The sequence below is a fragment of the Flavobacterium lotistagni genome (assembly GCF_011392125.1).
Lineage (GTDB): Bacteria > Bacteroidota > Bacteroidia > Flavobacteriales > Flavobacteriaceae > Flavobacterium > Flavobacterium lotistagni.
In genome coordinates, this window is sequence record NZ_JAAJBU010000012.1 from 84,610 (window position 1) to 99,911 (window position 15,302).

Annotated in this window: 9 protein-coding genes; 6 read left to right on the top strand and 3 right to left on the bottom strand. The window is 41.9% G+C overall.

Annotation, left to right across the window (positions count from 1 at the left end; genetic code table 11):
• The first annotated feature begins 25 nt into the window (after positions 1-25).
• The 3 genes from G4D82_RS12620 to G4D82_RS12630 all read left to right on the top strand — a co-directional run bounded on the left by G4D82_RS12620 (position 26) and on the right by G4D82_RS12630 (position 8,052).
• The gene (locus tag G4D82_RS12620) at positions 26-6,085 is read left to right on the top strand and encodes a fibronectin type III domain-containing protein (protein WP_166337654.1); all 6,060 of its coding nucleotides are present in this window, start codon (positions 26-28) and stop codon (positions 6,083-6,085) included.
• 124 nt (positions 6,086-6,209) lie between these two features.
• Positions 6,210-7,466 (top strand): peptidase T, encoded by a 1,257-nt coding sequence (gene pepT, locus G4D82_RS12625; RefSeq protein WP_166337655.1) that lies wholly within the window; start codon positions 6,210-6,212, stop codon positions 7,464-7,466.
• Between the two features lie 4 nt (positions 7,467-7,470).
• Entirely contained in the window at positions 7,471-8,052 is a 582-nt protein-coding gene (locus G4D82_RS12630) for a YdeI/OmpD-associated family protein (protein WP_166337656.1), read from the top strand.
• A gap of 70 nt (positions 8,053-8,122) precedes the next feature.
• Here G4D82_RS12630 and yajC read toward each other — a convergent pair whose 3' ends face one another.
• From yajC to G4D82_RS12645, 3 genes are all read right to left on the bottom strand, one after another.
• Positions 8,123-8,395, bottom strand: a complete 273-nt coding sequence (yajC, locus tag G4D82_RS12635; RefSeq protein ID WP_166337657.1) for a preprotein translocase subunit YajC — start codon at positions 8,393-8,395, stop codon at positions 8,123-8,125.
• 31 nt (positions 8,396-8,426) lie between these two features.
• Entirely contained in the window at positions 8,427-9,332 is a 906-nt protein-coding gene (gene nusB, locus G4D82_RS12640) for a transcription antitermination factor NusB (protein WP_166337658.1), read from the bottom strand.
• Between the two features lie 243 nt (positions 9,333-9,575).
• Complete coding sequence (locus G4D82_RS12645) at positions 9,576-10,676, bottom strand: Glu/Leu/Phe/Val dehydrogenase (protein WP_166337659.1); 1,101 nt, start codon at positions 10,674-10,676, stop codon at positions 9,576-9,578.
• A 193-nt stretch (positions 10,677-10,869) separates the two neighbouring features.
• Here G4D82_RS12645 and G4D82_RS12650 point away from each other — a divergent pair, with 193 nt between their 5' ends.
• From G4D82_RS12650 to G4D82_RS12660, 3 genes are all read left to right on the top strand, one after another.
• Positions 10,870-12,630 carry an ABC transporter ATP-binding protein gene (locus G4D82_RS12650; RefSeq protein WP_166337660.1) on the top strand — a complete coding sequence of 587 codons (1,761 nt, stop codon included), beginning with the start codon at positions 10,870-10,872 and terminating at the stop codon, positions 12,628-12,630.
• Positions 12,631-12,705: 75 nt separating this feature from the next.
• Entirely contained in the window at positions 12,706-13,083 is a 378-nt protein-coding gene (locus G4D82_RS12655; protein WP_166337661.1) for a PUR family DNA/RNA-binding protein, read from the top strand.
• Positions 13,084-13,510: 427 nt separating this feature from the next.
• The coding region (locus G4D82_RS12660; RefSeq protein WP_166337662.1) for an Ig-like domain-containing protein at positions 13,511-15,302 on the top strand (1,792 nt) is incomplete at its 3' end.

The following is a 15,302-nucleotide window of genomic DNA, read 5'->3' on the forward strand; positions in this document are numbered from 1 at the left end:
AAAGCCTTTACTAAATTATCAAAGCATGAAAAAACTGTGTTTCATCGCCGTGCTATTGCTATGGCAGATTAATTCATTTTCCCAAACCACTATTATTGCCCAAAGCACTTCGTGGAAATACCTCGATGATGGTAGCAACCAAGGTTCAACTTGGCGCGAAACCGGATTTGACGATACTTCTTGGCTATCGGGCAATGCGGAATTGGGTTATGGCGATGGCGGTGAGGCAACGCTACTGAACAGTACTTTAAAACCGATTACTACTTATTTTAGGAAAAATTTCTCGGTAGCCAACCCCGGATTGTATTCCGGTTTTACTTTGAAATTATTGCGCGACGATGGTGCGGTGGTTTACCTCAACGGTGTAGAAGTGGCCCGCAGCAATATGCCTACCGGAACCATCAATAGCAATACGCTGGCCAGTGCTGAAATTAGCGGAACCAATGAAACAGCATACACCAATTACACGATCAATCCGTCGCTTTTTGTTGCTGGAAACAATGTGCTAGCAATAGAACTTCATCAAGCCACGGCCAGTAACATCGATGCTAGTTTCAATTTAAAACTTGAGGCGACCACCGGACTTTGCGGTACTGCCATCGGACTTAACGCCACTTCGGTTACTACTACTACTGCCACTTTGAATTGGGCATCGGTGCCCAACATCCTAAATTATAGCGTTCAATACCGTCGGGTAGGAACTACCTCTTGGACAACCGTAACCTCAACCACCAACAGCAAAGCCATTACAGGTCTTACACACAGCAGTACTTATGAATTTCAGGTAAAAGCTACTTGTTTGCTTGGCGGCGCTTATAGTGCACCAGCTACTTTTTCGACACTGGTACCGACTTGCAATGTTCCCGATGGTTTGAGTAGCTCGAATATTACACCCACTACGGCTACACTCAATTGGACAGCCGTTACCGGAGCAACTAGCTATAATATCCAATATAGAAAAACGGGCACCACTACTTGGACAACGACCACCTCAACATCTGCAAGCAAAGCCTTAACCGGACTGACCGCAGCTACAGGTTATGATTTCCAAGTACAGGCAGTTTGTTTGATTAACAGTGCCTACAGCCCGATTGCTAATTTCTCAACATTAGCCTACAGTTGCGGAACACCTACTGCTTTGAGCGCAACATCAATAACCGGAACTTCAGCCACAATATCTTGGGCTGCGGTTTCAGGAGCTACTAGTTATAACCTCCAATACAGAATCGTGGGAACGACAGCTTGGACCACTACCACGTCGAGCACAACAAGTAAAGCCTTGACCGGATTGACTCACAGTTCGGCTTATGAATTTCAGGTACAAGCAGTATGTGTGATTACTAGTGCTTACAGTACACCAGCAACCTTCAATACTTTAATTTTGAGTTGTGGCACACCCACTTTACTGACTGTAAACTCAACTTCACTAAGTGGCGCTTCGGTGTCTTGGGCTGCAGTTTCAGGAGCCACATCGTACAAAATTCAATACAGAAAAACCGGAACCACCACTTGGAGCAATACCACCTCAACTACTACGACCAAATCGTTAAGCAGTTTGTCTAGCGGAACTTTTTATGAGTTTCAGGTGCAAGCGGTTTGCGCTATTACAGGAAACTATAGTACGCCAATGGGTTTTAGTACTTTGTCATTAACTTGCGGAACGCCTTCGGGCTTGACTGCAACGACCATTACCACTACTGCCGCTACACTTTCGTGGAATATGCTCGTCGGCAGCGGAAGTTATAACCTCAGATACCGCAGAACCGGAACCACCAATTGGACGACGACGACTTCAGCCACCAACAGCAAAGCCATCACAGGGTTAACCGCAGCGACAGCTTATGAATTTCAAGTACAAGGCGTTTGCGCTTTTACAGGTTCTTATAGTGCTTCGGGTAACTTTAGTACTTTGGCCATTTGCAACGCACCAACCGGATTGACTTCCAGTAACTTGAGTAGCAATTCTGTAACAGTTACCTGGAATGCCGTATCGAATGCGGTTAATTATAATATCCAATACAGACCAACCGGAACAACAACTTGGCAGACCACTTCATCAACCACCAATTCAAAATCTTTAACTGATTTGGCTGCGGCCACAACCTACGAATTTCAAGTGCAAACCGTTTGCGGCTACAATAGTGAATTTAGTGCTTTAGCAAACTTCAGCACTTTCCCCATTTGCGAAACCCCAACAGCTCTAAATGCCGACACCATTACTTGGAATACGGCGCAACTGTCTTGGCAAGCAGTTTCTGGAGTGAATTCCTATAATGTGCAATACCGAGTGATTGGAAACAACGATTGGTTCAATACAACCACCACCAATACAAGTATGGCTATTGAAAACCTGTCGGGCGCTACCCAATACGAATTTCAAGTGCAAGCAGTTTGTGCCACAACCAGCCTTTACAGCGCGGCATTCAATTTTACCACACTCCCGGTTCCCACTTGTGATGTTCCGACCGGATTGACTTCTGAGAGCCAAACAACAAATACCGCCAGTTTGATTTGGCAGCCAGTAACAGGTGCTACGGGTTACAATGTCCAATACCGACCTAATGGCAATACAGATTGGATTATGACTACAGTAACATCGGCCAACGTAAACCTAAATAACTTATTATCAGCGACCAATTATGAAGTACAAGTACAAGCTTTGTGCATAATTACGAGTGCTTTCAGCGCGTCTTTCAATTTCAGGACATTGATGCCAACACCTACTTGCGAAGTGGTAAGCGGATTGTCTGTTTCTAGTATCGGAGCAGCTACGGCAACACTTTCTTGGCAGGAAGTTTCTGGTGCCAATGGTTACAATGTCCAATACAGAAAAACTGGAACAGCTTCATGGAACAGCATCATTGCCAACGGAAATTCTGTTTTCTTGAGCGGATTGTCTGAAACCAGCAATTACGAATGTCAAGTACAAGGCATCTGCACTGTGAACAACAACTTTAGTGAATTGGTAACTTTTACTACTTTAACTTCTGGAACAGCTTTTATTTTCCCGGCTTCCAGTTCTTGGAAATATTTAGACAACGGAACCGATCAAGGAACAACTTGGCCCAATAACAATTTCGATGATAGTTTATGGCCGAGTGCTAACGCTGAATTCGGTTACGGCGACGGCGACGAAACCACCGTGGTAAGCTATGGCACTGATCCGAATGCCAAATACTTAACCACTTATTTTAGAAAAACTTTCACAGTCAATAATCCAGCGGCTTATTCAACCTTTTCTTTTGATTTGGTGCGCGATGATGGTGCGGTAGTGTATCTCAATGGTACAGAAATCTATCGCAACAATATGCCTACAGGTGTTATTGCGTTCAACACTCCAGCTGCTGTCGGAGCTAATGCTAGCGAAGAAACAGCTTGGAATTCAGTAACGATTAGTCCGTCACAAATTTTGTCTGGCGAAAACGTGATTGCGGTGGAAATCCATCAGCAGTTTTATGATAGTTCGGACATTAGTTTCAACGGAAGATTATCCGGAACCATTCCCGGTACATGCGAAACCCCGAGTGGTTTGAATGCCAGCGCAGGATCGACTTCAGCTACCTTGAATTGGTTGGCTGCGAGCGGTGCAGTGAGCTATAATATTCAATATCGTGCAGCTGGTTCTAGCAATTGGAACCAACTGACTTCGAGCAACAACTCTATTTTAGTTTCAAACCTAACACCGAATACCAATTATGAATTTCAAGTGCAAAGTGTTTGCTCGTTCCTGAGTGCTTATAGTGCATTGGCGACTTTTTCAACGCTTGAGCAAGGTTGTGATGCACCTGTCAACTTGAGCATCAGTACCAATAGTTCATCGTCAATTCTGCTTTCTTGGGATGCCGTTAGTGGCGCTTCAAGTTATACTGTAGAATACCAACTCGCCGGAGCCAACGCTTGGATAATATCGACCTCAAACAGCAACTCTAAAACTATTTCAGGTTTAATTGCCTCAACCGGTTATGAATTCAGAGTAAAAACCAATTGTACTAACGCTAGCAGTCCATATAGTGCTGTGTTGGGTTATACGACCAATGCGCCCGGTGCGAATACTTTAATTGCGCCAAATGCGACTTGGAAATATCTTGACAACGGCAGCGACCAGAATACCGTTTGGCAATCGATTACATTTGATGATTCCGCCTGGAAAACTGCTGCAGCGGAATTCGGTTATGGAGATAGCGACGAAACTACTATAGTGAACTACGGCCCGGATGCCATTAATAAATATGTAACTACTTACTTCAGAAAATCATTCAACATCAGTAATCCGGCTGAATTTAGCGCATTGTCTTTGGGCGTGGTGCGCGATGACGGCATAGTAGTTTACCTTAACGGAACGGAAGTTTTCCGCAACAATCTTCCCACAGGAACCATAACATACAACACTTTGGCTATTGAATCTTTAGGCGGTTCTGATGAATATACTTGGCTCACCGCTTCGATAGACCCTTCCCTTTTAGTGACTGGAACAAATGTGTTAGCCGTTGAAGTGCATCAGCAATCGGTTGCAAGTTCAGACTTGAGTTTCAATGCTAAACTTACTGCACCGAGCAGCACATCGACGCCGGTAGTGGTTCGCGGTGCTTATTTGCAAAAACTCAACTCCAACAGCATTACGATTCGTTGGAGAACCGACGTAGCCTGCAACAGCGCCGTACAATTCGGAACTACTTTGGCATACGGAAATGTAGTAACAGACAATGCGCTAGTCACCGATCATATCGTTACGATTTCAGGGCTTACACCAAGCACAAAATATTTTTATACCATCGGAACCACTACCGAAACTTTGCAAGGCGATACCAAAAACAATTTCATCACAGCACCAGTAACCGGAACCATTACACCGGTTAGAATTTGGGGCATCGGCGATTTCGGAAATGGAACCGACCACCAACTTAGTGTGAGAAATTCGTATATGAATTACACCGGATCAACCCCGACCAACTTATGGATTTGGCTTGGCGATGATGCCTACACCAAAGGCGAAGATCCAGAATTCCAAAGCCGTGTGTTCGCGCAGTATCCAGATCAATTCAAGAATATGCCACTGTTTCCTACTATGGGCAATCACGACTATGCAGATGTTGGCTATTTGAGCACAGCAGCTATGAGTAACAATTTTCCTTATTTCTCGATTTTCTCTTTGCCAGAAAATGGCGAATGTGGTGGCGTGGCTTCAAATTCACCGAAGTACTACTCTTATAATTATGCAAACATCCATTTCATTTCGTTAGACACTTATGGTGCTGAAAACACTGTTGGAAGCCCAATGCGTACTTGGCTTGAAAATGATTTGGCCGCCAATACCCAACGCTGGACCGTAGTGTATATGCATCATCCGCCCTACACTTTGGGCACACACAATTCAGACACCGAGTTAGAATTGATTCAAGTACGCCAGAACATTGTACCTTTACTAGAAAGCTATAAAGTCGATTTGGTACTCGCCGGACATTCGCACGTGAACGAAAGAAGTTATATGATGAAAGGCCATTTGGGCAATTCAACAACGTTCAGCAATTCGATGAAAGTGAGCACGCAGACCAACAACTTTGTCAAGTCGCCGCCTTATGAGGGAACGGTGTATGCGGTTTGCGGTACTTCTGGACAAGACCCCGAAGTAGTGAATCAGCCGGGTTATCCGATGGCTGCAATGTATTTCAACAACAACACCAACAACTGTTCTTTGGTGATTGATGTGAACGGCGATATTCTTTCTTGTAAATACTTGGCTTCGACAGGTTCGGTAGTCGATAATTTTACGATTACCAAAACTACAGACAGTGCAAAAAACAATAATCAAGATTTGGTCGTAGTGGCAAAAGATGCCTTAGATGCAACCATTGATCAGAACCGCATCCATCTAGACTATAAGCTGGTTCAAGATGCTGATTTGAGTGCCGAATTGATCAACTTAGTGGGTGAAAAAGTCATGAACCTCAACCTACCAGCTAAGCAAACGGCTGGTATATACGATTACGAAATTCCGCTCGCCGGACCATTATCACAAGGTCTTTACTTCATCCGGATGATGATTAATGGCAAACCTATCGTAAAGAAAGTGTACGTAATAAAATAATCCCTAAGCTTAAACCAAGCTGAAATTTCACTAACCCGAAACTATTGTGGACGGTTAGTGATTTTTTTTATTTCCACCCTGACGATTTGTATATTTACGGGCACAAAATTTAATTCTTCAAAAAATGCAACACCTCATCGACCGCTTCATCAGTTACGTGACCATCGATACCGAATCCGATCCGAATTCAGATACTACTCCGAGTACCAAAAAACAACTCGTGCTGGCCAATTTGCTGGTCAAAGAACTTAAAGCCATCGGCATGACCGAAGTAACCATCGATAAGAACGGTTATGTTATGGGAACACTTGAAAGCAATCTCGATCACGAAGTACCGACCATCGGCTTTATTGCGCATTACGACACAACTCCGGACTTTACCGGACTGAATGTAAAACCCCAAATCGTTACCCATTATGACGGTGGCGATATCGTGCTTAACGCTGAACAGAACATTGTTTTATCGCCGAGTTATTTCAAAGATTTATTGCAATATAAAGGACAAACGCTCATTACCACCAACGGCTTAACTTTGTTGGGCGCTGATGACAAAGCCGGACTGACTGAAATCGTATCGGCTATGGAATACTTGATTAAAAACCCAGCCATCAAGCACGGGAAAATCCGAGTTGGGTTTACGCCCGATGAAGAAATTGGCCGCGGTGCCGACTTGTTTGATGTAGAAAAATTCGGAGCCGAATGGGCCTATACAATGGATGGCAGCCAAATTGGCGAACTGGAATACGAGAATTTCAATGCTGCCGGGGCGAAGATTACCATAAAAGGGAAAAGCGTGCATCCGGGCTATGCCAAAGGAAAAATGATCAATTCGATGTTGATTGCGAACCAATTCATCAACAAATTACCTAAAGGTGAAACGCCACAGGAAACCAAAGGTTATGAAGGTTTTTTCCATGTGACGCAGCTTCAAGGCAGTATAGAGGAAACCAAACTAGAGCTCATCATCCGCGACCACGACGCCAAGAAATTCAAGAAGCGGAAAAAACGCATTGAGAAAATCACCCAAAAAATCAATAAAAAATTTGCCGACCAATTTGGCGAAGACATTGTGATTGCCGAAATAAAAGACCAGTATTACAACATGAAGGAAAAGGTTGAACCGGTGATGTTCATTGTTGATTTGGCCGAAAAAGCCATGAAAAGCCTCGGTATTAAACCCATCATCAAACCCATTCGCGGCGGAACTGACGGTTGTCGTTTGTCGTACATGGGTTTGCCTTGCCCGAATATTTTCGCCGGCGGACACAATTTCCACGGTAAATACGAATACGTTCCGGTAGAAAGTATGCAGAAAGCCGTGGAGGTCATCATCAAAATCGCAGAACTTACCGCTAGCACAGACTTTTCCAAACACAAATAACACCATGGAAAAGGAAACCAAAAACAGTTGGAATAAAACCAATAGCTGGGGCGATGAGCTGGAACTGCTTCGGGAAATTTTAGCTAAAACCCAACTGGTTCCCGCGACCAAATGGGGCGGCGAAGTCTATACTTTCAACGGCAAAAATGTGGTGGGCATTGGCGGTTTCAAAAACTATTTTACGATTTGGTTCTTCAACGGCGTGTTTCTGAAAGACCCGAAAAAAGTATTGGTCAATGCACAAGAAGGTGTAACCAAAGCGCTCAGACAATGGCGTTTTACATCTAAAAATGAAATTGACGAAAAGGCCATTCTACAGTATATTGAAGAAGCGATCGAGAATGAAAAACTCGGTAAAAAGTTAGCACCTGTGAAAAAAGAAACTATTATCTCTGACTTTTTTCAAAACCAATTGCTCGCCGATTTGGAATTAAAAAAACACTTTGAGAAACTCACCCCTGGCAAACAACGTGAATACCTTGAATATATAGATTCGGCCAAACGGGAAGAAACCAAAGTCGGGCGCATGGAAAAAATCAAACCGATGGTACTGTTGGGTATAGGTTTGAACGACAAGTACAAATAATCATTTTCCCAAAATCATCATATGAAAAAAGCCTCAGTCAAATTGAGGCTTTCTTTTTTGTGCAGCGGAATTATTTCTTGGCCAAAGCCGCGCTCATTTCCATCGAAATCGCCGAGCGTTCCATTTTTAGTTTGCCCGACATCGTTTCGATTACGACCGTAGTTTCTGCTAGTTCTGCAATTTTACCGTGAATGCCGCTTTTGGTTACGATTTTATCACCTACTTTTAAATCGGCTTCGAACTGTTTTTCTTCTTTTGCGCGTTTTTGTTGCGGCCGGATCATGAAGAAATAAATGACCACAAACATCAAGATAAATGGCAGAAATTGTTGAAGTTGTTGCATATTGAATTTTGAATTAATTGTTAGTTGAAATTTACATTAGGCCGCGCCCGGTTTTTAAAAGTCGGCCGCCAGTTTGGAATTCTTTGACCAAATTGTCGAGAATGCCGTTGATGAAAATACTGCTTTTGGGTGTTGAATATTCCTTGGCAATTTCTAAATATTCGTTGATGGTTACTTTCACCGGAATCGACGGAAATTTAAGCAACTCACAAATCGCCATTTTTAAGATAATCGTGTCGATTTCTGCGATGCGCTCGGTATCCCAATTCGGTGTTTTATGAATGTACTCTTTGGCCAGCTCGGTTTCGTTGAGCAAGGTTTTCTTGAGCAAATCTGTGGCAAATTGTTGGTCTTCGGCATCTTTATAAACCGAAGGAATTTGGATTTGCTCGCCCGGTTTTAATGCTTTCAACTGCTTGATGATATGCGTATTAACTACCGGAATATCGTCTACCCACGTGAGTTTGTAGTCTTCGAGATAGTCGTAAAGTTTTTCGTTGGCGGCTATCACTTCCATAAAAAGTGCTTGGGCAAATTCGCGATCTTCTTCAAAAGTATTTACGCGATTTCTCATGTAATTAGCATACAATTCACTTTTCTTGATGTCTTCAAGCAACAAGATAATGTAATCATCATTGAGTGTCCAGTTGTTGATTTTGCGATCGCCAAGTGCTGTCTGGAGTGACAAATTTTCTGCTAAAGATTCAAAAACAGCATTGCGAATGAACTTCGGGTTGGCGTTTTTATCTTCAGCTGTAGCCAAATGTTTTTTACTGGATTTATCAAGGAAATCGGCTTCCTTTTTGACGATTTCTACCAGTGCGGAAAGCATCAACAAATAAAGGTCGCGGATGCTTTCGATGCTGTGAAGCAGGAACTTTTCTTGTTTCTCGATTTGATCGGAACCACTTTGATGCATCGCAAAAACCGATTGCATAACTTTTACTCGAATGTGACGTCTGTTTAACACGCGGTAAGAACTTTAAAGATTATTGCGAAGAACGCGCGGCAAAAATAGCAATATTATTCCAACCGAAAATCATCGGAAGGTTCTTTTAATGTTAATATTGATTTTTATAAGGTTGATGTGAACCACTCGCCTATGAGAATAAAAGCTAGAACCATAAAATAAAAAAAGGAACAACTTTCATTGCTCCTTTTATATTGTGAATCGATAAAATTACTTCGCTTCTTTTTTGCGGTCTTCGATGCGCTTTTCAGCAATCGACAGAGCGGCTTGGTGCGTGGTAATGTCTTTCTGCTCGGCAAAATTAAAAATCTCGAGCGTCGTGTTGAAGATGTTCTCGGTTCTTTTCATCGCTTCTTCTTTACCGTAGCCAACAATTTCTCCGTAAACGTTGATAATTCCGCCTGCATTAATCAAGAAATCTGGGGCATAAGCAATACCTTTTTCTTTCAAGATTTGCCCGTGAATCTGCTCATTGGCCAATTGGTTGTTCGCAGCACCAGCAATCACCTGCGCTTTAATTCTGTCAATAGTATTATCGTTAATAGTAGCTCCTAAAGCACAGGGTGCATAAATATCAACCTCGGCTGCATACAAATCGCTTCCCGTAAAAATCTGTGCTCCATATTTTTGGCTAACTTCCGCAACACGGTTTTCGTTAATATCGGTAATTTGAACCTGTGCACCTTCTTTAGTTAAGTAGTCTACTAAAGTTTCTCCGACATGCCCAATTCCTTGTACAAGCACTTTGCGTCCTTGAAGTTTTTCAGAACCGAATTTGAACTTGGCCGCAGCTTTCATTCCCATGTAAACACCATAAGCTGTTACTGGAGATGGATTGCCTGAACCGCCAATTTCTTCAGAAATACCGGTAACGAATTTGGTTACTTTGCGAATGCGATCCATGTCTTCGGTAGTAGTTCCTACGTCTTCGGCTGTGATATATTTACCGCTCAAACTGTTGACGAACTGTCCGAATCGGGTAATCATTTCTGGAGTTTTTTCTGTTTTGGCGTCGGCTATGATGACGGCTTTTCCGCCACCAAGGTTCAAACCTGAAATGGCAGACTTATAAGTCATTCCTCTGGAAAGGCGCAATACATCGTTAAGCGCTTCCCATTCGTTGTCATATTTCCACATTCTGGTACCGCCCAAAGCTGGCCCTAAAACAGTATTGTGGATGCCTATTATTGCTTTCAAACCAGTATCTTTGTCATGGCAAAAAACAATTTGTTCGTGGTCTTTGAAAGACATTTGTCCGAAAACGGGATCCATTTTTTGCAGCTCTTTTGGGGTGAGGGTTTCTGTAGTCATAAATGTGATTTTTAATTGGGGCATTATCAAAAACGCCATGCAAATTTATCATTTAAATCAAAATATCATAATATATTTGGGTTTAATTGTAGAATTATTAAAATAGCATTGATATAAAGTATTTTATACAATTACAGATATCTTTCACTTTTAACACAATCCTTAAACATCATTTTCTGTTCATCTTAATATCATGAAGGAACTTCAATATTTGAATCGATATTTTGTCCGCTACAAATACAGTTTTTTAATAGGAATTATCACCACGATTGTCGCGCAGATTTTCGCTTTGTTCACGCCAAAACTCATCAGCAAATCTTTCAAAGCTATTGAAGACTTTTCTAAGGCAAACAACCCAAGTGTAGCAACAATTCAGAAAGAACTGTTTCATAATATTTTACTGATAATTGCCACTACCATCATCGCCGGATTCCTGACTTTTTTAATGCGCCAAACCTTGATTGTGATGTCGCGCCACATCGAATTCGATCTTAAGAATGAAGTTTTCCGCCAATACGAACGGCTTACGCAAAATTTCTACAAACAGAACCGCACCGGAGATTTGATGAACCGGATTAGTGAAGATGTTGGCAAAGTCCGTATGTATGTTGGTCCGGCGGTGATGTATACCATTAACACATTTATTCGTTTCGCGATTGTCATTATATATATGTACAATGTTTCGCCGAGATTGACACTATATTCATTACTACCGCTCCCGATTTTGTCTTACGTGATTTTCAAATTGAGTTCTGAAATCAACCAACGCAGTACAGTTTTTCAGCAATATCTTTCGAAAATATCGAGTTTCACACAAGAAGTTTTCTCAGGAATTCGGGTTATTAAAGCCTATTCACTCGAAAATCAATACCAAAAACAACTCGTCGATTTGTCGCAAGAAAGCAAAACCAAGAGTTTACATTTGGCTAAAGTGCAGTCTTTGTTCGGGCCATTGATGATTGCACTGATTGGCGTAAGCAATTTGGTTGTGATTTATTTTGGCGGCTTGATGTATATTAACGGAACAATTCAAAGTATTGGTACTATCGCCGAATTTATCCTGTATATTAATATGCTCACTTGGCCGGTTGCTTCATTGGGTTGGGTTTCTTCGATGGTTCAGGAAGCCGAAGCCTCGCAGAAAAGAATCAATGAATTTCTGAAAATAGAACCGGAAATTCAGAATACCCATCTTGAAAAAACACCGATTAATGGCTCGATTGAATTCAAAAATGTGAGCTTTGTTTACGATGACACCAATATTCAAGCCCTGGAAAATGTCAATTTCTCGATTAAAAAAGGCGAAACCTTGGCGATTTTAGGAAAAACCGGCTCAGGAAAATCGACCATTTTGTCACTAATTAGTAGGCTTTATGAGGCGAATGAAGGAGCGGTATTGATTGACGGAAAGGAAATCAGTAAGTTAAATCTAGACAGTTTGCGCGACAGCATAGGCATTGTGCCTCAAGATGCTTTTCTATTCTCAGACACCATCGGCAACAACATCAAATTCGGTAAGGAAAATGCCACTGACGATGAAGTGGTATGGGCAGCCAAACAAGCCGTCGTGCATGAGAATATTATTCAATTCAATAAAGCCTACCAAACAATGCTTGGCGAACGCGGCATCACAATTTCAGGTGGACAAAAACAGCGGGTTGCCATTGCGAGGGCCATCATCAAAAATGCGCCGATACTGCTGCTAGACGACTGTTTATCGGCTGTAGACACCGAAACCGAAGAAGCCATATTGAACAATTTACTTATTTTCTGTAAAGACAAAACCACCATTATTGTTAGCCATAGAGTATCTTCGGCGAAAAACGCAGATTGGATCATCATTCTCGACGGTGGAAAAATTATTCAACAAGGCACTCATAATCAACTTATAAACGAGAAAGGTTATTATGCCGAGTTATATTTGAAACAACTTTCGGAAAAAGAATTGAATTAAAATTTTGTTTTGTAATACATTTTTTACCATTTTTGGATGGAAATTAACACCAAAAAACTAATTGATTGCAGGATTATGAGAGACAATGACATGTTAGAAAAAGAGGAGATTTTTTCTAAAGTTTTAAGAGCAGGCAGACGAACTTATTTCTTTGATGTACGCGCTACTAAGGCCGATGACTACTACATCACAATCACTGAGAGCAAAAAATTTACTGAAGAAGACGGCTCGTTTCATTTCAAGAAACACAAGATTTATTTGTACAAAGAAGACTTCGCTGCATTCACCGAAATCTTGGAAGACATGACTTCTTATGTTTTAAATCACAAAGGCGAAGAAGTGATTTCGGAGCGTCACCAAAAAGATTTCAAAAAGGAATACACCACTGAAAGAACTGAAGAAACTGCACCCAAGGCCAGTAACTTTACAGATGTGGATTTCGACGATATTTAATTCGAGCCAAAATCTCATTTTAATTCAACAAGCCTGAAGATGATTCAGGCTTTTTTTATGGTTAAGTTTTGATGAAGCTATAGTATTTTTAAGAAGAACTTAAGACATCATAATCATTTGATTTTTAGAAAAATAAAAACAAAAATTAATCGAGATTACAATAAAAAAAGAATTGCACAATTTTAAATTAACATATCTTTAAAATTTAATCTTTGTTCAGTTGGTTTATAATGAAAATAATTTAATTTTGAGACGAATTTTTTGAAGTTGAAAGCTTTCAGAATGACGGAATTAAAGGTTAATATACTTACTTTTTTGTGAAGTCATGTTGGTACAAAAATCAATTTCGAAATTCTAGCTAATTCGGGTGCTTGACAGAAGTTCACGGCCTCACTCGATTTAAACAAAACGAAGGAACCCAACAATTATGAAGCTTATCCCCAATAAATTTAAATTAAGAACTTTACTACTTTTATTGCTGTTATCTACCGCTGCGTTTGCTCAAATAACAGTAGATTCTGGCAATAAATCAAATCTAATAAACACTGAAGATACTGAAATCTCATCTCGTACTACACTAGCGCCCAATGCCATCACGGGAAATTTCAGCATCTGTTTGCCCGGACCACTAACCACACAGTTGACAGGCTCAGGAACACCTGATCCAACAACCCCTTGGACATCCTCCAACCCAGCCATTGCGACTGTCAGCAATACCGGATTGGTAACGGCTACTGGAGTTTTAGGAGCCACGACTATCACCTATAGAGACAATTTGGGCAATTTATTTTCGGCTAATGTCTATGTTGCTAACTTCCCCACTATTACATCGCCAAGCGGCACTTACACCACTTGTGCTGCAGGTACTTTGCAATTGGCGGGTTCTCTTTTTCCGAATGCAACCATACCCTGGGAATCCTCAAATCCTGCTGTAGCCACAGTAGACAATACAGGTCTTGTAACTGGCGTTTCTGGAGGTACTGCAACTATAACCTATAGAAATCTAGGAGGCTGTACTACGACTCAAGTAGTAACGATTAACCCATTATTATCACCTACGATTACATGTGGGGCGACTACTTTCAATCAAATCACATTTAATTGGGGTGCAGTTCCAGGTGCCGGAACATATACAGTTGTTTACACCATAAACGGCGGGCCATTTCAATTTGGTACAGTAGGAAACATCCTAACATATACCCGATCAGGCCTTGCACCGGGTGATTATGTAGACCTATATGTAACTCCTTCCGGTGCAGTCGGTACTTGCTTTACTGCTGGAACAGTACGTTGCTTCTCGACTGCTTGTACTCCTGCTACCAGCCCTTTGGCTCCTTCAGTAGTTGTCACGCAACCTAGCTGTTCTACAGCTACCGGAACAATCACTATTACCGGAGTAGCAGGCGAAACATACAGCGTAGACGGAGGCGCTTATTCAGGTACTTTGATTTATTCCGGACTCACTCCAGGACCTCATGATGTAAGAGCAAGAAATGCCTTTGGTTGTACTTCTCCGCTAACTAATGTGACGATTAATCCGCAACCACCAACTCCGGCGGCTCCAGTTTCCGGTGGAAATATTACCCAATGCGAGCAATCGCCAATACAAACCTTGACTGCTACAGCTACTGTTCTAGCTGGAGAAACGTTGACTTGGTATAATGCTGCCGTTGGAGGAGCTAGTGTAGCTTCACCCACTTTAAATGCTACTGGTTCGATTACTTATTATGCTGAAACCGTAAGTGGCCCTTGTGCTTCTGCTACAAGAACACCGGTAACCTTAACAATTAACGCAGCTCCGGCAGCTCCGGTTTCAGGTGGAAATATTACCCAATGCGAACAATCGCCGATTCAAACTTTAACTGCTACCGCTACTGTTCTTGCCGGACAAACCTTGAGCTGGTTCAACGCAGCTACTGGTGGCGCTTCGGTAGCATCACCTACTTTGAATACTATAAGTTCGGTTACTTATTACGCACAAGCCAACGACGGAACTTGTAATTCACTGAGCAGAACACCGGTAACCTTGACCATCAACGCAGCTCCGGCGGCTCCAGTTTCAGGTGGAAATATTACCCAATGTGAGCAATCTCCGATTCAAACTTTAACTGCTACCGCTACTGTTCTTGCCGGACAAACCTTGAGCTGGTTCAACGCAGCTACTGGTGGCGCTTCGGTAGCATCACCTACTTTGAATACTATAGGTTCGGTTACTTATT